Here is a 24,081-nt window from a genome sequence, read left to right on the forward strand (position 1 = left end):
ACAAGCGATTGTCGGTTTTTTTGTTTTAGTTATGCTTTACTAAAAATTATAATATTAAAAATCAGGAGCTATTTCCTGCTGTCCACTGTACCTTTTGTGGTGAACCCCACCACAAAAGGATGCCGTTCCCATCAGGGCTAGGGATTTAGATAATTCAAGAACTATCGTGTAATATTGAAGTGATTACCCCCTAAATAATGACCACAAAAAAAGCCGACAATAATTGTCGGCTTTTGTTTTTTTGTCATCCTGACAAGATTGTGCTTATTTCTTCACCGCAAACTTCCAGTCAAATTCGTCTTTTTCGTTGATGATCGCACCAACTTCAAATTTCACTACTTCATCAAATTCAGTTTGAAGAATAAACCAATTATCTTCGTTAAAGTAGTTTTCGAAAGTATCAAAAGTCTCCTGAGTATATTTTGTAATTCCTTTAGTCGCTAAATCCTTCTTCACATCAGCAATTTTTCTTCCAATTAACTTGAACCCGAAAACTTCCAAATCATTGCTTGACGCTACCAAATAACCTAATTTCAAGTCTTCTTCCTGATAAAATGTCAATCTGATTTTGTGTGCGTTGTATACAAAAATCACATTATCATCTTCATCTACATAATTTTTGTCCGGTTTTCCTAAAGCAGCGCTTACATCGTTTTGCTTCATTCCGAAAAGCAATTTATCAATTCCTGATTTTAGATTTATTTTCATATTTACTTTTTATTTAAAGTGCAAATTTCGTGAAGTTTTTTGTTGTTCCGCCACGAATTGCAAAAATTTTCTCGAATTTAAATATTACACATTGTCAGGCTGAGCGAAGTCGAAGTCTTTTTCATCGTGAAAGCCCTTCGACTTCTAAGTCTGACATAAAAAAATCGCATAAAACCGTTTTATCCGTAAAACCCGTGGGCAAATTTACTTAGTTTAATAATTCTTCTTATTGGGTTTCGCACTCATATAAAAAGTAATTTTTCCGCCATTGATAACATCCGAATGCTTCAGGAAAGGTTTCTCTAATTGTTTTCCGTTTAAAAGCACTTTACTTACAAACACATTTTTATCCGATTGATTTACCGTTTCTACCTCGAAATTTTTTCCGTTTTCTAAGTTAAAAATCGCTTTTTTAACCAACGGACTTCCCAATGCATATTCGTCAGAGCCCGGCGCTACAGGATAAAACCCTAAACTGCTAAAAATATACCAGGCACTCATTTGCCCAAAATCATCATTTCCACCTAAACCATCGGCCCCATTTCGATACATTTTTTTCAGGATCATTCTAATTTTGTCTTGCGCTTTCCAGGGCGAGTTGGTCCAGTTGTACAAATACACCACATGGTGCGAAGGTTCGTTTCCGTGAACATAATTCCCAATGATTCCATCTCTGGTAATATCTTCTGTATTTTCAAAATACTTATCCGGTAAATGCATACTGAACAACGAATCAAGGCGAACATTAAATTTGTCGTTTCCTCCCATCATTTTAATCATATCAGCAGGATCCTGCGGAACATATAAACTGTAATTCCATGAATTCCCCTCTATAAATCCCTGCCCGTGCGTATCAAGCGGATCAAACTCTTTTTTGAAAGTTCCGTCGTTTAATTTAGGACGCATAAAACCTGTTTTTGCATCGTAAACGTTTTTATAATTTTTAGATCTTTCGATAAATTCATTATAAATTTCTGTTTTACCCAATTTTTTCGCTGCCTGTGCAATCGCCCAGTCATCATAAGCATATTCTAAAGTTTTAGAAACCGAAGCCCCATTTTTATCTTCAGGAACATAACCTTTTGTTATATAATATTCCAATCCGTCATAATATGGTACTTTTGCTGTGTTTACACAAGCCTGAAGTGCTTTTTCAGGATCAAAGTTGCCATTTCCTTTTACAATTGCATCGGCAATTACAGAAACCGAATGATAGCCTATCATACACCAGTTTTCATTGGCATAGTGCGACCATATCGGCAACATTTTATGTACACTTTGGTCTGAATGCGCCAACATCGAACTAATCATATCTGAGTTTCGGGCTGGCTGTACCAAATTGAACAAAGGATGCAAAGCCCTGTAAGTATCCCATAACGAATAACTGGTGTAATTTGTAAAGTCTTCAGCTTTATGAACGTTCATATCCAAACCTTTATAATTGCCATCTAAATCCATGTATTCTGTTGGTCCCAAAAAGGCATGATACATAGAGGTATAGAAATTTACCAAATCCTCTTTCTGAATGGTTTCTACCTGAATTTTATTCAATTCGTTGTTCCAGACTTCCTGACTTTGTTTTTTTACTTTTTCGAAATCCCAGCCCGGAACTTCTTTTTTCATATTTTCCAGTGCACCGGCAGAACTTACAGGAGATAAAGCCATCTTTATTTTGATCTTCTCTCCTTGCTGGGTATTAAAATCAAAAAACAATTTTAAGTTTTGACCTGCCATTTCCGGGAAATTCTTCGTTTGATCGAATCTTCCCCAAAAGCCTCTGTAGACACTTTTTTCCAGTGCTGCTTGTCCGTAACTTTTAATGGGTTTACTGAATGACATCGCAAAATAAACCGTTCTGGTTCTCGCCCATCCGTTAGTTTGGCGATATCCGGTAATCAAAGTATCATTCTCAACACGAACAAAGGTCCAGACGTTCTTTTTATCGTAATTGTAAATTCCGGAAGTCAGATCCAGAATAATATGTGCTTGATCGGACTTTGGAAATGTGTACTGATGCATTCCCACACGCGTAGTTGCTGTAAGTTCTGCTTTTATTTTATGATCTTCCAGCATTACACTGTAATAAGCCGGTTCTGCTTTTTCGGTCGAATGAGAAAATGCTGATCGATAACCTGATAATGGTTTTGAAGCTACTCCGGGATTCAGTTGCAATTTTCCTGTTGTAGGCATAATTAAAAAATCTCCCAGATCAGAATGACCTGTTCCGCTAAAATGGGTATGGCTAAAACCTACAATTGTTTTGTCTTCGTATTGGTATCCCGCACAATATTTATAGACATCCCCGTTGTATTTCCCGTTTAAACTGTACGCAATGGTATCGGTTTCCGGACTTAGCTGTACGCTCCCAAATGGAACGGTTGCGCCCGGATAGGTATGTCCCATCTTAGCCGTACCAATCATGGGATCAACATACTGAATTAGATTACGTTTTTCTATTGCTTTTTTCTGAGCTTTTACTCCAAAGCCAATCACTAAAAAGGAGAATCCAAAGAGAAAACTTTTGTAATTTATTCTATTCATTAGGTGTTTTTTTAAACATTATAATTTCTACAAAACAGTATCAGGTACTTACTAAAACGTTTTTCTAATAATTCCAGGTTAGAAAAATACAACAAAATCTGCTTTTTAAAAAATATAAAATTTACTGCAATAAAAAGCTTTTAAATATCTTTGATTGATCCAAAAAATGCAATGCTACACATGAAAAAATATTTTTTATTTCTGTTGTTTTCTTATTCCTTATTAAGCTTTTCGCAAAAAACAGAAAGTTATAAATTAACAAAAAGCGAGATAAAAGAAAGAGAACTCGATCAGGTTTCGGATTTCCCTATTTATAAAGCTTTTGAATGTTCTGATAAGGCTGGGGTTTATAATTTGCTTTTGTGCGAAAACCAAAAAAATATTACTAAAAAAGATACTTTAAACACCAAAATTCAGGCGATTTATACAATGAGCGATCATGGTGGTTTTCTTGAAAAATGGCGCATTAATGATTTACTTGAAATTACTGAACCTAAAGAAACCAATGTTTGGTTCTGGACCAAATATTGCAGCACCAAAGATCTTGACGGCGATGGCTACATCGATCCTGTAATTGTTTACGGAACCAGAAATGAAAATAATGAAATAAGAAGGGTTAAAATTATTACGGTTTATAAAAACAAAAAGTATGCAATTCGCGCCGTAGAATGTGTTCTTGATTATTGCAGAAGTTTCAAAAAAGATGCTAACTGGAATTCTTTACCGCCAAAAATAAAAACGTATGTCGATAATTTAACTGCCAAACTAAGAAAGGAACAGGATCTTATTTTGCATGATGGATAGGATTGTTAAATTTCAAACTTTTGGAATTTAAAATTTCAATTTAAATAATGGGTAAATCCTTGCTAGACTGGATTAAAATCCAGCCCTACAATATTTGGCGAGCCTTTGGCTCTTTAAAGCTTTTGTTTTAGGTTTTCTTTTACTTCGTTGAACCATTCGTTTTTAAGGATACTCAGGACGATTGAATCACGGCGTATTTCTTTATTTAATGTTGGCATATGGCTTCGTAAAACGCCTTCGACTCTGCAACCGATGCTTTTCATAGCAGCGATGCTTCGTTTGTTGTCATTATCAGCACGGAATTCTACGCGTTCCATTCCGAGGGTTTCGAAGGCAAATTGTAGTAGTAAGAATTTACAATGTTTGTTGAGTCCGGTTCCTCTAAAAGCTGAACCGTACCAAGTGTATCCTAACTGAAGGGTTTTAAACTCCAGATTCATATCGTAGAAACGTGTTGAACCAGCGTATTTTTGAGACTTTTTATCGAAAACAATAAAGGGAAATTCTTTTTGATTTTCTCTTGCTTTTATCGCCAACTGAATATATTTAATCAGATTCTCTTTTCCGTCTGCTCCTACTAAGGAATATTTCCAGGTTTCTGGTTCGTTGATCGATATTTCTAATAAATTATCGACGTCTGATTCTTGCAAAGGACGCAATAAAACTAAATCGTCTTCTAAAATGATATTGTCTGAGAAACTGAAGTTAGAGATGGATGTCATATATTTTTTTGTCACTCCCGATAGCAATTGGGATAATTTATTATAAAGATTAAAAAAAAACTTTATATAATCATTATTTTATAGTAGAATGTGTAGTCCCTGAGGGACAAAATGGATATTCGTAATTTTTTTCTATCAACATTTAATCTCTACGAGATATTTACTTTAATAAATACTTATTCCGTTAGGAATTAAATATTTGTAGAAAAAAAATCGTTAAGAAAAATTGTCCTGTAGGGAGTATACTTTTGAGAATCTCTGTGAAATCTTTGTGTAACTTTGTGTTATAGCTATTTCGCAAAGATTCAAAGATACCACGAAGTTTTGCAAAGTTTAATTACTCACTCATTTCATCATAACGTTCCGGCACCTGGGGATCGTACAACGGACATTTGAATTCTTCCATTACTTCAACCAGCTTATTCATAGTTTTACCTTCGGTTCCGTAACAGTCGATTTTAACACTTTGAGGGGTTGTGATAACCTGAAAAGCACCTTTTCCTGTAGTATTTTGCCAGCTATTTTCATCGACTCTTTCCCATTTTGAGAATACCGAAGCGATTCTGTTCATGATCACCTCAACAGGAAGTGTTTCAAGACCTTCTACATCTTCTCTTTCTACAAGAGCTTCGTAAACTTCATGATGGTTTAGGTAAACCTCCTCTAAATATCTCCAAAAAAGTAATTCGTACATAGCCTGGTGTTTTTTAGCCCCGATAGTAGCGGCATCCTTTTGTGGCGGGGTTCGCCACAAAAAATATAGCGGATAGCTGGATTAGCTCCTAAAAAAGCTGATTATTAATAAAAAAGGTTCTGTTATAAACTCCAGTATATAAAACCTTTGCAACTCAGAACCTTTGTAACTTTGTAACTCAAAAAAATTAATATACGAATGTTCCGTACTCGCTGGTAATTGTTAGTTTTTTAGCATCGGCTGCTTCTACTCTACCTACGATTTGTGCATCGACATTGAATGATTTTGAAATCGCGATAATATCCTGTGCAATGTTTTCAGGAACATAGATTTCCATACGGTGACCGCAGTTGAAAACCTGATACATTTCTTTCCAGTCGGTTTTTGATTGTTCCTGAATTAACTTGAACAATGGAGGAACCGGAAATAAATTATCTTTTATAATGTGTAAATTCTCAACGAAATGTAAAATTTTAGTTTGCGCTCCTCCACTACAATGCACCATTCCGTGAATTTCGTTTGGTGTGTAAGTGTCTAAAATTTTCTTGATAATTGGTGCGTAAGTTCTGGTTGGAGAAAGTACCAACTGACCTGCATTTATTGGGCTATTCTCTACTTCATCGGTTAGATTTACCTGACCTGAATAAATTAGTTCTTCAGGAACTGCAGCATCGAAACTCTCCGGATATTTTTTAGCTAAATATTTCCCGAAAACGTCATGACGCGCAGAGGTTAATCCGTTGCTTCCCATTCCGCCATTATAACTTTTTTCGTAAGTTGCCTGACCAAAAGAGGTTAAACCAACAATTACGTCGCCTGCTTTTATGTTGGCATTATCTACAACATCGCTGCGTTTCATACGTGCAGTTACCGTAGAATCTACAATTATGGTGCGCACTACATCTCCAACATCGGCAGTTTCTCCGCCTGTTGAATGAATGGTTACGCCAAAAGATTTTAATTCGTTGATTAATTCTTCGGTCCCGTTGATGATGGCCGAAATAACCTCAGCAGGAATTAGGTTTTTATTTCTTCCTATTGTGGATGAAAGCAGAATATTATCTGTTGCGCCAACACATAATAAATCGTCGATATTCATGATTAAGGCATCCTGAGCAATTCCTTTCCAAACTGAAATATCGCCTGTTTCTTTCCAGTACATATACGCCAGTGACGATTTTGTACCTGCTCCGTCAGCGTGCATTATTAAGCAATATTCCTCATCCTGGGTAAGATAATCGGGAACAATTTTGCAAAATGCTTGAGGAAATAAACCTTTATCAATATTTTTTATGGCGTTGTGTACGTCTTCTTTTGATGCCGAAACACCTCTTTGTGCATACCTTTTGCTAGAATCTGAACTCATGAAACTTAGTTTGTGTTGATGTGGTGCAAAGATAATCCCTTTTTTTAATTCTCAGGGCTATAGTATTTAAAATTGAAGATTTTGACGCACAAAAAAATTCGGCAGGTTTTATAGCGCTGCCGAATTTCCTGAGTAAAATTGGTTATAAAATTTTGGCTCCTAAAAGTTACTCCCAGTCGGGCATTGCTGTTCCTGAAAATAATACTACTCTGGAATTGACAACTCCTACTGTTGTTTTTACAATGTTTTTTATCGAAATACCATCATTTGAGGTATTGGTGAAAATCAATTCGGACTCGTTTGGTGAATAGCGTACATCGAGATCGTTTGTTCCGGATATTTTCTCTGTTATAATTTGTGTAGTATTTCCCGATGCAAAGCTGTATTCGAAAATTTTAGAATCTAACTGTCGGTAATTTGAACTTTCGAATCCTGAAACATCTCTGGTATAGACTATTTTTTGGCCTGTGATGGAAAAGTTTAGTCCGCCCACTGCTCCGTTTTGTCCTGAAAGAATGGTTGTTATCACCACTCCTGAAGCATTGATTACGTAGACCTCAACATTATATCCGTTGGCATCATTTACTTTTAAAGCAATTTTTGAGCCGTCGGCGCTCCAGTCACATTCTGATATGAATTTGCCATTTGGGGTCTGGAATATTTTGGTCAAACCGCTTCCGTCATTGTTGATTTTGTATAATTTATCGAAATTAGGATAAATCAGTTCACTTCCTGAGGCATTCCAGGAATAGCCTATATAATCTGAATTGAACCCGGCAACAGGCACTGAACTTGTTAACTTTTTAATTCCCGTTCCGTCATAATTCATCGTGTAAAGATCATTTTGAGAACCATTTGTTCCTATAAAGGCAATTTTCTTTACCAGATTATTTCTTCTGGGACGCCAGTAATTTCTGTCTGAACTCGTTAATTGATATTGTTTACCCGCATCATCGGCAGTAAAAATCACATTATTATCGTTTATATTTTTTACAAACAAATATCGTGTTGCCGGAAAAGCAATTGTGGTAAAGGTACTTACGGTGCTTAAAACAGGTGTATTTACACCATCGGTAACTTCGATTTGCCAATAATATTTTGCTCCAAAAATCAAATCTGTCAACGTAAGTTTGTTCGTTTTTACAGCATCATAAACTTTCACCTCGCTGTTTCTGTCGTTTCTAAGGGTTATCTTGAAAATTAATTCATCTTTATCCGGATCTGTAGCTGTCCAGGTAAGATCTAATGATACAGCTTGGGCGGTACTGTTATCAACCGGACTTACTAATACGGGAACTGTTGGCGGCTTATTATTGGCTGATGCTTTTTTGAGTTCAAAAACCACTTCTGATGTATTGTTTGCTGTAACGGTTGTGGCTTCGAATTTTGCTATAAAACCCTCTTTTTGTGCCTGAAAAGAGTATTCGCCCACTTTTACATTCGAAACTGTAAATTTACCATCTGCATCTGTAAAAACAGTACTTGTTGTGGGACTTGAAAGGATTTTTACATTTTCCATTGGTTCAAAAGTATCTGCATTCACCACTCTTCCGCTAACAGTACCATATGCCGATTCTCCTATTTTCTCTTCACTACATGAAACCAAAAACAATAAAAAAAGTACGCTTGCTATTTTGTATAAATACTTCATTATTAATTTGTTTTTAAATTTAAACTTCATCGTTATGTCTTTAAAATTCTGGTCTTTCAATTATCCTATTTTTTCTTTTTTGTAAAATAATAAGTAAGTCCTAACCCGAATTTATAATAGTAATCGTCACGGGTTCCAGCTTTTATATAATCGACATTATCACTAAAATTAATGTTTTGCTCTCCAAACAATTTGATTCCAATTTTGTCTGAAACCAGATATTCAAGACCTAAACCGTATTGAATTTTACCATAAGCATTCTCGAATTTCCTGTTTGTTGCATATCCTCCGCCTGCGTAGAGATAAGGTGTAAAACGATCTTTGGGAAGTAAAATCCATTCGAGATTAAGATCATAAGTGATATAACCTACGTCGAGTAAATTTTTGTTGGCGAGATTAACCACGTTGGTAGAAGCGCTGATATTCAAAGCGGGAGTTAAAAAATACTTTAAAGCTCCGCGACCAAAAGGCCGTAAAAGCGGATCTTGATAATCGCCATCCATAAGGGTTGCTCCTCCTGAAATTTCGATAGCAAATTTGCTTCTTCTGTTTTCTAATTCTCTTCCGTAAAGCGCGGTTACATCAGCCGTTTTGGTTTCTTCGGCATATGCTTTTATTAAATTATCGACTTGCCATTTTGGTGCATCAGCTTCCCAGATATTATCTTTTATACCTTCGAGAACCAAAGATTCTACCGCTTTTTCAATGGCTTCAGTGACGGCCATATGGACCGGTTCATTTGTGGTATATCCGGTTTCAACTTCTAATAACCTTTTAAAATTTACATATCTAAATAAGCTTTCATCAATTGCCTGAGACAAAATGGTTTTCGATATATAAACTGATTTTAAAATTTTTCCGTTTGAGGTTGAAATCATTCTCAAATAAATGGTAACACGATCCTGACGGTATTTTACAGAAGCTCCGGCTCCAAAATATCGCGCTCCAAAACCTCCGGTAATAATATTAGAATCATACGAAACTATTCCGCCTTCTAATAAAACCCCGGCATATAATAAAGGAGTTAACTGAGGTTCGTTTGGATTGGCATTTTTTACATATTCCTGACGCGTTGCCCGAATAAGGTTTCGTTCCTGCAATAAATTACCAATATTTTCACGCTCGATGGGTATAAACCATTTAGAATCTTCCAGCGCTTTTATCAATATAGAAGTCGCGCCCTGAGTAACGGCGGTACTAAAACTGCTTCCGTTTTCCTGCGGTTTATATTGTCCGGTCTGGTCTCTGAATTTATAGACACCCACGACAACTTGCTCTTTGGGTTTTGGCAGATCTTTTAATAATGAAGTTGCAGGAGTTCCTTCTCCTAAAACTGCTTTTTGAACGCCGGTTGGCTGATTATAATAAGCACCGCAACCCGAAAAAAGTAATCCCGATACTATAAATAAGTAGTGATGTAATCTCATGTTATTGATTTGGGATAATTACTTGAGTTTGTTCCCCGGTATTGGTATCTAAAATATTTAGGGTAAGTCCGTCTGCAGATGGGTAAACATCCACTGAATAGCTCCCGAAAGTATAGGAACCTTCTTTTATACCATCAGTACCAAATTGTTGTTTGTAGAGAGTACTTGAAATCTGACTCAATAATTGCGAATTTAAATTGGCTTTAAATCGCTCTAAGTCAGTTTGCGTTTTGGTTTCGGCTGTTTTATCCTTTTGCTTATTTTGAGCTTCGGCACTGCTCAAAAGCCATTGATAGTTAAAGGTATCTCCTCCAAAAGCCGGATTGACTGGTTTATAAACTAATGCCTGAGCATATATAAACGGAGAAATAAGCAGGAATACTGCCAGGGTGATTATAAATTTCATGTCGCTAATAATAAAATTAATACTGAGTGAAATATTTGCGCTCTTTTTCTTTTTCTTTCAGGTAAGTGAAGGTGGCATTTACAGATTCTTCTGCAACTGCATCTAAAAATTCATCATCCGGCCTTGCCAGAAACTCATAAATAACTTCATTGTCGATACTTATGGTTATGGATGTATTTCTTGCAAAACTATATTCTTCACCTATTGTGACTATTTTTTCAGCGTTGATTCCAAGATCATTGTATTTGTAATAATACCGGTCGTAAAAATCTTTTCCCATTTTGGTTTTAGTATCGTCTGTAATAATTCCTCTTAACACAAATCCGTCAACAGGCAATACAATTACAGCTACATCTTTTTTTTTTCTTCACCCAAAACCACACGATCTTTCGCTATTATTTGCTTGTCTTCATCATAAAACAATAATAATACAACTACCTCATCATCTTCAGACAGATTAATTTGAGAAGTAGATAGTTTTTGTTTTTCGTTTGGCTGTAAGGTAAAAACACCAACCTGGTCATTATTAGACTGATTATTACTTTTATTATTATTTTTTATAACAGACATTCTATAGGCGGCACCTCTGATGACATCGGTAAGATTTTCAGCTGTACCGGTAATTTTTACATTACCTTCTACTTTTTCAATTTCCAGTTTTGCTTTTATTTTGTCTTGGGGGACCTGACCATATACTGTGGCAGTAAAAACCAGAAATAAGAATGTGATATGTCGATATAAAAAACGCATGTTTAAATTTATTTATTGATAAGAATTATTGAGGCGCCATTTCCTGTCTGGGTAATTTTCATGTTTTTTGACAGGGAATTGGTTCCAATACTTTGAATGTTTTGATTGTCTCCTTTTTGGATCATTTCCATATTTACATTATAATTGGTATGCAATGTAAAATCTGAAATTTTATTATTATCTCCTTGTTGAACAATATTCTGGGTCAGTGTTTTAGCATTTTTATCCAGAAACAATTCATTGCGGTCACCATTCTGGTTTACAGCAACTTTTGTTTCATTTGATTTTAAAAATGCTCTTACTTTATTTAAATCCCCAATTTGCTGAATTTGTATTCCAGACTGAATTTTTGAATTTAAATTATCCTGTGCCTTTTTATCCATACTCGAAACCACACTAAAAGCTTTTTCTTTTGAATTAAAGACAGAAGAGCTGTAAGGTTTAAAGTCGGATTTATCTTCTTTTTCCTGTGCATAAAATACAGGAGAAAAAAGTACAAGCAATACAATATTTAAAATAAAACTTTTCATCCTGATTGATTTAGATTAAAAAATGAGATAGTCACCTTCTATGACTATCTCATTTTCATTTTCATAAATTACATACCTGATTGGGTCACTGTAATTGTGTTCATGTTTCCAAGTGAAAATGCAACACTAGCATGAGATGCACCAGTTTGAGTCACAGTTGCAGTATTTTTGTTTCCAATTTGCAATGTACTTTCTTTCAATTTAGTACCATCTTGTGTAGTTGTAGCTTTATTTTCTTCACCATATTGATAGTGGTATGATTTATTACCATCTGCTACAGCTGTACCTGCTGGAGCTTTTTGAGTTTGCCAAGATTGGTTTTTAACACCACCCTGAGTAGCATAAGCATAATTACCATCACCATTTTGAGTTTGTGTAGCCTCATTAGTATTATGAGGAGCAAATGGTACACTTACTGCATTAACAGCTGCCAATTGAGCTGCATTGAAAGGAGCTCCGGTTGGTTTTTCATTTCCAGTTGTTCCTTGGTCAATAATAGCTTCATTGTGTTTTCCTGTTTGCACCTGAGTTGCTTTATCAAATCCTCCTAATGCTGATGCTGGAGGAGCAATTTGATCTTGCCAGATTGTTGCTTTATTCCAGTCTCCTGTTTGAGTTTGATACGCTTTGTTATCATGGTTACTTTGAGAAGCAAAAGCATTGTTGTTGTTACCTTTTTGTTTTACATCTGCAGCATTGTTTTTAGCATTGTAAACGCCCGGTTGAATTCCCTGATAAACTTCTGATTTGTTCGAATCTCCTAATTGATCAATTTTGGAATCATTTGTTCCTCCATTTTGATTTACAATACCAATGTCAGAGTTTCCTACCTGATTCACTGATGAAGTGTTTCCCTGCGCAATTGCTGCAGCCCCTACAAATAGCATCGCTGAGATGCTTAAAATTACTTTTTTCATAATAGATATATTTAATTGGTTATTAATACAACTTATTATGTAGGTCAGTGTGATTTGGGGGAAATCGAGCCATCAAAAAAACGTCATTCGAAAATAAAATCAGAGGACTTATTCTCTTTCTTCATGACCAAAATTAGAAAACTTATCGAAAATCAAATCAAGTATAAATACCTATTTTACAATAACATAACGACTTTTCGATGAACTGTAAAACTATCTCGATGAACTGCTGAAATCGTCAAAAACATAAGTAGGAAATTACCTAATTATTACAATTTCCTTACATTTATACCCTGTGATCTGATAAAAACAATGCTTATCTTACTTTATTTTAACATTAAAACAAAAAAAAGCCCATCTTAATTCGATGGGCTTAATAGAATTGTTCAGGTACTATTTATTTCGTGAACAATAGCTCTCTATATTTGGTTAATGTCCAACTTTCGTCGTCAACAAGTAGCTCTAATTTGTCACAGTGATTACGAATATCTTCAAAATAGGGCTTCACTTTATTGCAATAGGCTTCGGCCATTTTTTGTGCATCTGTTAAATGATTGGCGGTTCTTCTTTCATCAGTCATCGCCAATACTTTAGAATTTATTCCTTCGATATGACCTGAAATTTCCTTAATGAGAACGATTTGTTCCTTTGCAATAGTTTCAAATTCTTTTCCGAAGATTTCTTTTAATCCTTTTACATTATCAATTAGGGTATTTTGGTAACGTATTGCCGTTGGAATAACATGATTTCTTGCAATATCGCCTAAAACCCTTCCTTCAATCTGGATTTTCTTAGTGTATTCTTCTAACTCAATTTCGTAACGTGCTTCGGCTTCAACATGGTTTAGAATTCCTAATTCAGAAAACAAATCCAAAGCTTGTTTCGAAACTTTCGCTTTAATCGCTTCCGGAGTAGTTTTAAAATTACTTAAACCTCTTTTTGCAGCTTCTTTTTCCCAGCTGTCGCTATATCCGTCACCTTCAAAAAGTATTTTTTTAGACTCTTTGATATATTCTCTTAAAACATTAAAAATAGCATCGTCTTTTTTCATGTCTTTCGACTCGATCAAAGTATCTACCTCTATTTTAAAATCTTTTAGTTGTTTGGCTACAATTGCATTAAGGGTAGTCATCGAATTCGAACAGTTCGAATTTGATCCTACTGCTCTAAATTCAAATTTATTTCCGGTAAAGGCAAAAGGCGAAGTTCTATTTCTGTCTGTATTATCCAAAAGAACGTCCGGGATTTTACCCACTACATTCAGTTTTAAATCTGTTTTTTCTTCAGGAGACAATTTTCCTGTTGTCACACTTTCTAACTCAGATAAAACTTTGGTTAATTGTGCCCCAATAAAAACAGAAATAATTGCCGGCGGCGCTTCATTTGCTCCTAACCTGTGATCATTACTTGCAGTTGCAATAGACGCTCTTAATAAGGTTTCATAATCGTTAACTGCTTTTATGGTATTAATAAAGAAAGTCAGGAATTGTAAATTGCTCATTGGCGTTTTACTCGGACTCAATAAATTAACTCCAGTATCTGTTGCCAATGACCAGTTATTGTGTTTTCCTGATCCGTTTACTCCTTTAAAAGGTTTTTCGTGAAATAATACTTTAAAGTCATGACGCTCTGCCACCCTCTGCATCACATCCATCAATAATGAGTTATGATCTACGGCAAGATTGGTTTCTTCAAAAATGGGTGCCAGCTCAAATTGGTTAGGTGCCACTTCGTTATGACGCGTTTTTACCGGAATCCCCAATAACATACATTCCTGCTCTAAATCTCTCATATAAGTAAGCGCACGAGTTGGGATAGAACCAAAATAATGATCGTCTAATTGTTGTCCTTTTGCAGAGGTATGTCCTAATAAGGTTCTGCCGGTCATCATCAAGTCAGGACGGGAATTGGCTAGTGCTTTATCGATTAAGAAATATTCCTGCTCCCAGCCTAAAGTAGCGGTTACCTTTTTTACATTTTTATCAAAATAGCGACATACTTCTGTTGCGGCTTCATCTATGGCAGATAAGGCTCTTAACAACGGAATTTTATTGTCTAATGCTTCTCCTGTATAAGCGATAAATACAGTTGGAATGCATAAAGTGGTTCCGTAAATAAAAGCAGGAGAAGTTGGATCCCAGGCCGTATAACCTCTTGCTTCGAATGTATTTCTGATTCCCCCATTCGGGAAACTAGATGCATCCGGTTCTTGTTGCACCAATTGTGCTCCGCCAAATTTCTCTACAGGATCACTTCCGTCATATGAAACTTCAAAAAAAGCATCGTGTTTTTCTGCCGTAGTTCCTGTAAGGGGCTGAAACCAGTGTGTATAATGAGTAACACCTTTAGATAATGCCCATTCTTTCATTCCCATGGCGATATAATCTGCCAGTTTTCTTTCTATTTTAGTTCCGTGCTGAACAGCGTCTCTAACACCTTTTAAAGCATCCGAAGTCAAAAACTGCTTCATTGCTTTTTCATTAAACACATTTGCACCAAAAATGTTAGATTTTCTATCGATTTCTTCAAAATGTACTGGCTTTCTTGTAGAAGCATCTCTCAAGGCCTGGAAACGTAATGTTGACATGTATAATAAGTTTAAAATTTGTAATAATTTTTATTAAAAAATGATCGACAAATATAAACAAATAAAAAGCCTGTTTATAAGATAAATTTGAGATTTTTGTTCGACGATTTTTCAACATAAGACGCTTTTTTCAAAGAATAATGAATTTGATTTAAAGAAATATAACAAAACACATCAGTATTCTTCATTAAATAAACATTTTTTCATAATTCCTTAACCCTGATTTATAAAAAACAGCTGTAATTTTTACGAATTTATTTTTTAATAGTGTTAAAAATTGCTTTTTTAAAAATATACCCCTTAGAAAATTGCGCTTATCCAAAAAATAATAGAGACATAAACAAAACAGCCCCCTAATTTTTACGGCTAAAAAAATAAATCTATATTTGACCCAACGAAAAAAACAAAAAAATTAATTTATATTATTATGGCTAAAATTAAGTTAGAGTACATTTGGTTAGATGGATATGAACCAACTCAAAATCTTAGAAGTAAAACTAAAGTTGAAGAGCATGAAAATTTCAAAGGAACATTAGAAGAACTTGGAAACTGGTCATTTGATGGTTCATCAACAAAACAAGCTGAAGGCGGATCTTCTGACTGTTTATTAGTTCCTGTTGCTATCTACCCTGATCCAACTCGTATAAACGGATACCTTGTAATGTCAGAAGTAATGTATGCTGACGGAACGCCACACCCTTCTAACGGTAGAGCTACAATTGATGATGATAATGATGATTTTTGGTTTGGTTTCGAACAAGAGTATTTCATCATGGATACTAAAACCTTATTGCCATTAGGTTTCCCTGTTGGAGGATATCCTGCTCCACAAGGTATGTACTACTGCTCTGTAGGTGGAAAAAACACTCACGGAAGAAAATTAGTAGAAGAACATGCTGATTTATGTATCGCTGCGGGTCTTAACTTTGAAGGTATTAACCAGGAGGTTGCCTGCGGACAATGGGAATTTCAATTATTCGCTAAAGGTGCTAAAAAAGCCGGAGACGAAATTTGGGTTGCCCGTTACTTACTAGATCGTTTGACTGAAAAATATGGTTACTATATAGAATACCACCCAAAACCACTTGGAGACACAGACTGGAATGGTTCAGGTATGCATGCTAACTTCTCTAACGAAGTATTAAGAACATGTGGTTCTAAAGAAACTTACGAAAAAATATGTGAAGCTTTCCGTCCTGTAGTTGCAGAACACATTGCAGTTTACGGAGCTTACAACGACCAACGTTTAACTGGTAAACATGAAACTGCTTCTATCCATGATTTCTCTTACGGAGTATCTGATAGAGGAGCGTCAATCAGAATTCCTTTATATACCGTTCAAAAAGGATGGAAAGGATATCTTGAAGACAGAAGACCAGCTTCAAACGGAGATCCATACAAAATTGCTGCAAGAATTATCAAAACTGTTAAATCAGCGATATAATTCAAAGCTTAGATTATATCTTAAAAGTGCCATCAAATTTGATGGCACTTTTTTTTGCTCTATAGTTTGCCTTTCTGATTGCTATATTTTTTTTCAGGAGCTAATCTTTGTAGAATCCCGAGTGTGATCCTTCGTTTCCTCAGGATAACAAGATTACGGGTAGCTACGATGGGTAAAAGAAATAAATCCGTTCAAATCTGTGTTTTCGCAAAGCGAATCGGTGTCATCCCCATGCCATTTACCACAATCTTCCCATGATACACAAAACCAACATCACTAACTTAGAAATCTTTAAGCTTTATTCAGAATTTGAACACAACTTTTCGACAATTAATTTTTAAGTTAAACTTCAAAAACTATCTTTGTAAATCATTTAAAAAAAGTATCATGATAGTCTGGATTTTGTTTTTATTAGCCGTTGTTTTTATTCTTGCTTTAGACTTGGGTGTTTTCAATAAAAACCCACATATTATTAGCACCAAAGAAGCAAGTAAATGGACACTTATTTGGGTGACTTTATCGTTCCTGTTTTCAGGAGTAATTTACTGGCTTTACACTACTGATTATATCGCAAATCCTGACAATCTAAAACCAGCGGTAGCTTCTATGAAGTTTATTACCGGTTATTTGATTGAACTTTCTTTGAGTGTAGATAATATCTTTGTGATTGCCATTATTTTCGCCTCTTTCAAAATTCCGCAAAAATACCAACACCGCGTTTTATTCTGGGGAATCCTGGGCGCTGTAATCTTCCGTGGATTAATGATTTTCTTTGGTGTAATGCTTATTAATAAATTTGCATGGACCACTTATGTATTTGGGCTTTTCCTGCTTTTTACTGCAATAAAAATGTTGTTCTCTGGAGAAGATGATGATTTCCAGCCAAAAGATTCTTTTGTATATAAAACATTAGGAAAAATTATTCCCATTACTGCTGAAATGGATGGTGAAAAGTTTTTCATTTCTACCAAAACAGCCAAAAGAGCTGCAACTCCATTATTTGTAGCCCTGATTGTTATTGAAGTTATGGATGTTCTTTTTGCTGTGGATAGTGTTCCTGCTATCTTAGCCATTACATCTGATCCGTTTTTGGTATTCAGTTCTAATATTTTTGCTATTCTTGGATTACGTTCTATGTATTTCTTCCTGGCCAATATGCTGGCAAAATTCAGTTATTTAGAATATAGTCTGGTAGCCATTTTAGCCTTTGTTGGATTAAAAATGTTACTTCACGAATGGATTCATGTTCCAGAATGGGCTTCATTAGGATTTATTGCACTTTCGCTTTTAGTTGGAATCTTGGTTTCTCTTAAATTCGGAAAAGAAAAAGAACTTACTGATACTGATTTGGGAGAGGAATAATATTCTTGAAACATATATTTATAAAAAAAGGAAATCTCACGATTTCCTTTTTTTATGCCAAAACTAATAAAAATAAATATTATACTACAATTTAACAATAAAAAATAAGATAATACTTTTATATTCAATACATTTAGCTCATTATAAATTTTTAAAAGCCTTATCATGAGAAAAAATTACATGTACCTCGTTTTATTACTTGTATTTAATACAGGAATTTTTGCACAAAAAGTTATCCTAACACCCACCGCAGTAAATGGAGCCAGTGTAAGCAGTAGCGGACCAATTAATTTAGGAGGAACTCCTTCTTCAACCGTTTCTTTAGGAGTAAGAGTTGAAATGCCTTCAATTCCTGGAAATACGGGAACGATTAGCATATATTCCTTAAATGGTCTAAACGCCAATATCGTTACAGGAGGTAATGGCGGATCTCTAATTTTTAATGAAGGGAATGTAGCCTCAAGAAGCTTTGTTGTAAATTTAAACTGGAGTGCTTTCCCTACTTCAGGAGGTTTTATTTTTGCAGAATACAAAACAGCTAGTGGTGTTGCATATAAAAGCGGTTATATTTCAGTTGTAAAAAATGCCACAATGGGAGGAGGAACAATTAACCCTCCTGCCGATGCTCTTAATCCTTCAAAAATAGCAAATACTTTATGCTGCAATCAAACTGTACGACTAGGAGACAAACCAGCACCAATTGTTGGCTCTCAATATGTAGACCCGTATGAAAATTTCATATATGGTATCAATAATCGTTGGAAAGCCAATAATGGCAGTATTTTAAATTTAGACAATACCAATAAAACTTTATACCTGGATTACACTACAGAACTCAAAAATATAACCGTAACAAGAGAATTAGGATATAAAGGAAATAATGAATATCCAAACAAAAGTAATACAATAAATATTACTGTTGTTCCTACACCGATACTTAGAAATACAATTTCTGTTAATGAATCTTTAAATTCCGAAGGTTTTGTTGAGTTATCAAATTTAAAAAACCTGACGATTTCAGGTTTTAGCTCCATAGTAAACTTAAAAGTTTTACAAGATCCATTTTATACTATCCAAACAAGAGATCCCGGAGCAGAGGTAGATGGTTATAAATGGGAGTATACAAAAACGAATTCAGCGCTTGGAGGACCCAGAATATGGGTTACTATACCTAATGAAAATTCTTCAAACTTAACTTTTTATGACCCATCAGAAAAATCTAATTTAGAAGATACTTATTATTTAATACGAAGAATTGCAATTTATCAAAATATAACGAATGCAACTGAACCAATAAAAGTTTTAATTAGAGGAATACGATATAATAATACAATATGTTGTGATCAAAGCTTAAAGATAACTTCTAATACTGAATTTGAAAAACCGCAAATCATTTCTGGATCACCTCCATTTGTTGAAAGTAATATTGTTCAAGGGACAGGTTTTCTAATTAAATCAATTACATATCAATGGCAAAATCAAAGTCTTCAAGGTAGTACACCTTCGATATGGTATAATATTTCTGGTGCAACATCAAAAGATTATCTACCAACACAACCACTTATTGTATCTAATGGAGGAGGAAGAAGGCCAACTGACGGATTTGAAGTTTCTTATAAATACAGAAGAATCGCCAATATTAATTATCATTTTTACAATGACACTAATAAACTGATTACCGGAATCGCCTCTAGTTATAGTAACGAAACTTTTTTAATTGGATCCAAGAACGAGCCGTTCCTAAAGTTATATCCCAATCCTTCTACTTCAATTTTAAACATAGAAAGCACAGTTGATCTTACAAATGTCAAATTAACAATTTCAAATATTATGGGAACAATAGTAAACTCAAATGATTATTCACTAATAAGCCCTAAATTAATAAGTATAAACGTTGCCAATTATCCAACAGGGACTTATTTTATTACAATTGAAAATCAAAATTTAGGAGTTACACAAAGGGCATTTATTAAACAATGATAAAAAATTTATAAAAAAAGGAAATCTTTCGATTTCCTTTTTTTATTTTTAGCCTTTAGTGATTAGTTTAATTTCTTAACATTACTATCATCAATACCATATTTCTTAATAACTGCATAATAATCTGAATAGTCAGCTTTATTTATAGATTTAGCCGTAGTAACTATAGGATTGTTACCAGGAACAACTACAATACGAAATATTTGATTAGTCCTTAAATCAGCTGGTATTGGATTTGCAATTAAATCCAATCCTTCTGTATAAATTTTAACATCATCTTGAGTAAAATCAAATTTATAGCTAAAATAAAGCCCTCCATCTGTGTAATAGTGAGAATCAGGAAGAATTGTCCAGACATCTAAATTAGTAGTAGGAGAGAATCCAGCATATCTATATACTAAAACGACATCACCTGGAAAAATTCGTGATTTAAAATTAAAATCAAAATCAGAATTAGCAGTCGCACTAAAATTTACTTTTTCAACTTCAAAAACGTTAGCGGCAACCGATTCACCCGGAGGCCCTTGATCGCCTTCACAGCTTGAAAACACAATTAATCCAACAACTGCGAATAAGGTAAGTATCTTTTTCATAATTTTTATTTTTTTAAGTTTATACATAAAGGTATTCCAAAAATCAAACCAAAAAAAGCTTTTACGTTTCTTTCTGTAAAAAATTTCTATTATTTTTTTGCAACCTGCTGGTTTTTAAGCAAGATTTTATTAAAAAATAGTACATGATAAGGTAGAGAATTCTCCCAATAATCCCAGGTATGCGCTCCGGGACGTTCTATGTAATCGTGATCTACTTTGTTATATACCAGTCTTCGGTGTAATTCTCTGTTGGGTTCTATCAAAAAATCATCAACTCCACAATCGATAATTAGAGGTAGTTTATTGGCTTTAATTTTATCCAGCATTCCCATTACGGCATATTGGGCATACATTTCAGAACTATCGCTTTTGTCTCCAAAAACAGGCTGCATCAGTTTTACTACCTGAGCCGAAGATTCACGATTAAGCATCGTACTCATATCTACCGCACCGCTCATACTTCCGGCAGCGCAAAATAATTCAGGATGTTTGGCAGATAAGTATAATGCGCCATGACCTCCCATAGAAAGTCCTGTAATTACTCTTCCGTTTCGGTTACTTATCGTTCTATAGGTTTTATCTACTTTTTGAACTACTTCCTGAGTAATAAAAGTCTCAAACTGACTTCCTTTATTTACCGGACTGTCCAGATAAAAACTGAATGTCTCTCCTTCCGGCATTACAATAATAATATTATACTGATCAGATAAATTTTGAACTAGTTTTTTGTTTGGTGTATTTTTCAGCCAATCGCTAAAATGACCGTAAGCTCCATGCAATAAATACATCACCGGAAACGCCGATTTGCTTTTTGCATAAGAATTGGGTAATACAACCGCCGCTTTATAGGTTTTGCTCATGGCGGTACTGGCAACTTGTAAAGTATCTACTTTTGCAGCGTAACTCATTGAAGAAGCACATAAAAGAACAGCAAACATTAAGATTCTAAAGTTTTTCATATTTATATTTTTTCTTTTTTGGGATTGTAAATATAGTTTTTTCCGCGTAAATTATATGAAAAATCCGACTGGTTTTTTGGTAGTAAGGGTTTGCCACTAATTGCACGAATTTTCACGAATTGGATTACGATTAATTTTTTCACGCAGATTTAAAAAGATTTAAGTGGATGTACACAGATTTTTAATTTTAAATCGAAGTAAAATTTGCTAAAATCTGCAGAATCTGCGTGAAACAAAAATCCACACATTTTTCAGACAAAATAAAATCATTTTAATCCGTACAATCTGTGGACAATTACATCGTAAAACAAAAAAAACCATTCGCTGCAACGAATGGTTTTATATATCACTTATTATTTTATGTTTTACCAGATTATTACTCGTAAACTATCCGGCTGATACATTTTATCTCCTTTTTTGACATTGAATGCCTTATGAAATTCAGGAATATTACTCAAAGGTCCATTCACCCTAAATTGTTCCGGTGAATGTACATCAGTCATGATTTGATTGATTTTCGATTCATCTCTTCTGTTGATCATCCATGAATAAGCATAAGCAAGGAAATAACGCTGCTCGGGAGTTAATCCGCTAATTTTTTCCTTGTGTTTAAATTGTGCTGTTTTTTGGAATGCTTCATAACCCATAATTACGCCGCCTAAGTCGGCAATATTTTCACCTTGAGTGGCATCACCATTTATATTTTTACCCAATATTGCATATTTACTATATTGGTCTACTATCAACTTTGTTTTGGCTTTGAATTTTTTCAAATCTTCGGCCGTCCACCAATTGTTCAGGTTTCCTTTTTCATCATATTGACTTCCCTGATCATCAAAACCGTGCGTGATTTCATGTCCGAAGAAAGAACCACCAATAATTCCGTACAAAACAGCATCGTCCGGCATACGTCCTTCGTAACCCGGAACAATAATGTTACAAGCCGGAATTACGATTTCGTTATTACTAGGATTATAATACGCATTGTACGTTTGCGGCTGCATCACCCATTCGTTTCTGTCGACAGGTTTTCCAAATTTGTTGATCATGTATTGATAATCCCAAATATAAGCTTTCATGACATTGCCACAATATGATTTTCGATCTATAGAAAGTGCGCTCATATCCTTCCATTTATCAGGATAACCCAATTTCATGACCATTTTACTCAACTTAAATAAAGCTTTCTGTTTAGTAGGTTCGCTCATCCAGTCCAGTTTTTTAATATGTAAAGCAAAGACATCACGAATATTATTTCCTACTTCCAGCAACTTCTCTTTAACGCCTTTTGGCATGTAATCACTAACATACACCTGACCTACCAATTCTCCTAAAGATGAATCTGTTTGTTCTACTACCCTTTTCCAACGTGGTTTTTGAGTTGCAACACCATTTAGTACTGTCGAATAAAATTTGAAATTTTCTTTTTCGATCGCTGCGTTCAAATATGGAGCGTAAGCACTAACAAGGTTAAACTTAAGATAGGTTTTCCAATCTTCGATCGTATATTTTTTTATCGTGGTATTTAATGCTTTAAAAAATTCCGGCTGCCCTACTATAATTGTATCCGCTTTTGCAATACCTAAAATTGGCAATACTTTTTTCCAGTCGATATCTGGTGTAAGCGTATTGAACTTTTCTACAGATATCTTATTATAATTTTTTATAGGATCACGAAGCGCTTCTAATTTTCGGGATGATTTTGCCAGTTCGGTTTCGAGTTTCATAATCGATGCTGCATTTTTTACCGCAACTGATTCTTCATCTCCTGTAAATCGCATCATGTTTTTAAGATGAGACAAATAAGCCGCACGAATTTCGACATTTCGTTTGTCCGAATCAAGATAATAATCTCTCTGTTTCATTCCTAAACCGCCTTGCCCGAAAAACAGCGCATATTTTGTACTGATTTTATCGTCTTGCGAAACATAAAATGTAAATGCCGGATCTGCTCCTACGGTTTGCAAATGTGCAATTGTATTGACCAGTCCTGAAACATCTTTAATTTCGTTGATTTTTTTGATTTCGGTATCTAGCGGAGACAAACCTGCTTTTTCAATGGCAATCGTATCCATACCCGAAGCATAAAAATCACCTATTTTTTGTTTGTTGCTTCCTTTTGCCGCCGATTCATCTTTAGCCGAATTTTCGCAGATACTTTTAATTTGTCCGTTGATCGTATCAACTACAGTTCTCATTATTCCGTTACTGCTATCCGTTTTCGAAATAGGATTTTTTTTGAACCAGCCATTATTGGCATAATTAAAAAAATCATCGGCCGGATTGATGGTGGTATCGCGATTGGTAATTAAAGGATCTGAAAATGCGACTTCTTTTTTATTACAGCTAAAAAATGTCATTCCGATAAGAAGGAATGTAACAGGTTTTCTAAATAAACTCATTCGGTTATAAATTTTGGTTGATGGAAATAATTCATTATTTGAATTGTTATAATTTCAAGATAACAAGCATGTAAATATAATTTTTATAACAACATCAAAAATTAAAAAAATCCAAATTTTAAATTCCAAATTCCCAAAAAAAGCTTCAACTACGCTTAGCTAGACAGAATAAAAAAAATTGCCACTAATTCTACAAATTGGCACTAATTTTTTCTAAGTAAAATAAAAATATTATTTC

At 34.6% G+C, this 24,081-nt stretch carries 20 protein-coding genes; 4 read left to right on the plus strand and 16 right to left on the minus strand.

Annotation, left to right across the window (positions count from 1 at the left end):
• Window positions 1-264: 264 nt before the first annotated feature.
• Window positions 265-708: a hypothetical protein gene (locus tag GIY83_RS13205; protein ID WP_194615334.1), complete on the minus strand. Its 444-nt coding sequence runs from the start codon at window positions 706-708 to the stop codon at window positions 265-267.
• A gap of 213 nt (window positions 709-921) precedes the next feature.
• Window positions 922-3,249, minus strand: a complete 2,328-nt coding sequence (locus tag GIY83_RS13210; RefSeq protein WP_208681744.1) for a GH92 family glycosyl hydrolase — start codon at window positions 3,247-3,249, stop codon at window positions 922-924.
• Between the two features lie 180 nt (window positions 3,250-3,429).
• Between GIY83_RS13210 and GIY83_RS13215 the strand changes: the two genes are divergently transcribed.
• Window positions 3,430-4,053, plus strand: a complete 624-nt coding sequence (locus GIY83_RS13215) for a M949_RS01915 family surface polysaccharide biosynthesis protein (protein ID WP_208681746.1) — start codon at window positions 3,430-3,432, stop codon at window positions 4,051-4,053.
• Window positions 4,054-4,166: 113 nt separating this feature from the next.
• On the opposite strand, the gene GIY83_RS13220 is transcribed toward GIY83_RS13215, so the two are convergent.
• The 11 genes from GIY83_RS13220 to GIY83_RS13270 all read right to left on the minus strand — a co-directional run bounded on the left by GIY83_RS13220 (window position 4,167) and on the right by GIY83_RS13270 (window position 15,103).
• Complete coding sequence (locus GIY83_RS13220; RefSeq protein WP_208681748.1) at window positions 4,167-4,775, minus strand: GNAT family N-acetyltransferase; 609 nt, start codon at window positions 4,773-4,775, stop codon at window positions 4,167-4,169.
• Window positions 4,776-5,112: 337 nt separating this feature from the next.
• Window positions 5,113-5,469, minus strand: coding sequence for a hypothetical protein (locus tag GIY83_RS13225; protein ID WP_194615329.1), 357 nt, complete (start codon window positions 5,467-5,469; stop codon window positions 5,113-5,115).
• 187 nt (window positions 5,470-5,656) lie between these two features.
• On the minus strand, window positions 5,657-6,835 hold the full coding sequence (locus GIY83_RS13230) for an AIR synthase related protein (RefSeq protein WP_208681757.1): 1,179 nt from the start codon (window positions 6,833-6,835) through the stop codon (window positions 5,657-5,659).
• Between the two features lie 166 nt (window positions 6,836-7,001).
• Window positions 7,002-8,486 (minus strand): carboxypeptidase regulatory-like domain-containing protein, encoded by a 1,485-nt coding sequence (locus GIY83_RS13235; protein WP_208681759.1) that lies wholly within the window; start codon window positions 8,484-8,486, stop codon window positions 7,002-7,004.
• Between the two features lie 65 nt (window positions 8,487-8,551).
• The gene (locus GIY83_RS13240) at window positions 8,552-9,913 is read right to left on the minus strand and encodes a CsgG/HfaB family protein (protein ID WP_208681762.1); all 1,362 of its coding nucleotides are present in this window, start codon (window positions 9,911-9,913) and stop codon (window positions 8,552-8,554) included.
• A 1-nt stretch (window position 9,914) separates the two neighbouring features.
• Window positions 9,915-10,319, minus strand: a complete 405-nt coding sequence (locus GIY83_RS13245; protein ID WP_208681764.1) for a curli production assembly/transport component CsgF — start codon at window positions 10,317-10,319, stop codon at window positions 9,915-9,917.
• Window positions 10,320-10,335: 16 nt separating this feature from the next.
• Window positions 10,336-10,599: a CsgE family curli-type amyloid fiber assembly protein gene (locus GIY83_RS13250; protein WP_194615324.1), complete on the minus strand. Its 264-nt coding sequence runs from the start codon at window positions 10,597-10,599 to the stop codon at window positions 10,336-10,338.
• A 68-nt stretch (window positions 10,600-10,667) separates the two neighbouring features.
• Window positions 10,668-11,069, minus strand: a complete 402-nt coding sequence (locus GIY83_RS13255; protein ID WP_208681766.1) for a hypothetical protein — start codon at window positions 11,067-11,069, stop codon at window positions 10,668-10,670.
• 8 nt (window positions 11,070-11,077) lie between these two features.
• The gene (locus GIY83_RS13260; protein WP_208681768.1) at window positions 11,078-11,599 is read right to left on the minus strand and encodes a hypothetical protein; all 522 of its coding nucleotides are present in this window, start codon (window positions 11,597-11,599) and stop codon (window positions 11,078-11,080) included.
• 68 nt (window positions 11,600-11,667) lie between these two features.
• Entirely contained in the window at window positions 11,668-12,516 is an 849-nt protein-coding gene (locus GIY83_RS13265) for a hypothetical protein (protein ID WP_208681769.1), read from the minus strand.
• Window positions 12,517-12,913: 397 nt separating this feature from the next.
• Window positions 12,914-15,103 carry a glutamine synthetase III gene (locus tag GIY83_RS13270; RefSeq protein WP_208681770.1) on the minus strand — a complete coding sequence of 730 codons (2,190 nt, stop codon included), beginning with the start codon at window positions 15,101-15,103 and terminating at the stop codon, window positions 12,914-12,916.
• A gap of 427 nt (window positions 15,104-15,530) precedes the next feature.
• On the opposite strand from GIY83_RS13270, the gene GIY83_RS13275 reads away from it, so the two are divergent.
• The 3 genes from GIY83_RS13275 (at window position 15,531) to GIY83_RS13285 (ending at window position 19,889) form a co-directional block, all read left to right on the plus strand.
• Window positions 15,531-16,547: a glutamine synthetase beta-grasp domain-containing protein gene (locus GIY83_RS13275; RefSeq protein ID WP_194615319.1), complete on the plus strand. Its 1,017-nt coding sequence runs from the start codon at window positions 15,531-15,533 to the stop codon at window positions 16,545-16,547.
• Between the two features lie 387 nt (window positions 16,548-16,934).
• On the plus strand, window positions 16,935-17,909 hold the full coding sequence (locus GIY83_RS13280) for a TerC family protein (protein ID WP_065447717.1): 975 nt from the start codon (window positions 16,935-16,937) through the stop codon (window positions 17,907-17,909).
• 165 nt (window positions 17,910-18,074) lie between these two features.
• Window positions 18,075-19,889, plus strand: a complete 1,815-nt coding sequence (locus GIY83_RS13285; RefSeq protein WP_208681771.1) for a T9SS type A sorting domain-containing protein — start codon at window positions 18,075-18,077, stop codon at window positions 19,887-19,889.
• Window positions 19,890-19,951: 62 nt separating this feature from the next.
• Here GIY83_RS13285 and GIY83_RS13290 read toward each other — a convergent pair whose 3' ends face one another.
• From GIY83_RS13290 to GIY83_RS13300, 3 genes are all read right to left on the minus strand, one after another.
• Entirely contained in the window at window positions 19,952-20,482 is a 531-nt protein-coding gene (locus tag GIY83_RS13290; RefSeq protein WP_229029096.1) for a hypothetical protein, read from the minus strand.
• An 89-nt stretch (window positions 20,483-20,571) separates the two neighbouring features.
• Window positions 20,572-21,441 (minus strand): alpha/beta hydrolase family protein, encoded by an 870-nt coding sequence (locus tag GIY83_RS13295; RefSeq protein ID WP_208681773.1) that lies wholly within the window; start codon window positions 21,439-21,441, stop codon window positions 20,572-20,574.
• Window positions 21,442-21,806: 365 nt separating this feature from the next.
• Window positions 21,807-23,843 (minus strand): M13 family metallopeptidase, encoded by a 2,037-nt coding sequence (locus tag GIY83_RS13300; protein ID WP_208681774.1) that lies wholly within the window; start codon window positions 23,841-23,843, stop codon window positions 21,807-21,809.
• Window positions 23,844-24,081 lie beyond the last annotated feature (238 nt).

Source organism: Flavobacterium sp. SLB02 (genome assembly GCF_009664855.1).
In the GTDB taxonomy this organism is placed as follows: domain Bacteria; phylum Bacteroidota; class Bacteroidia; order Flavobacteriales; family Flavobacteriaceae; genus Flavobacterium.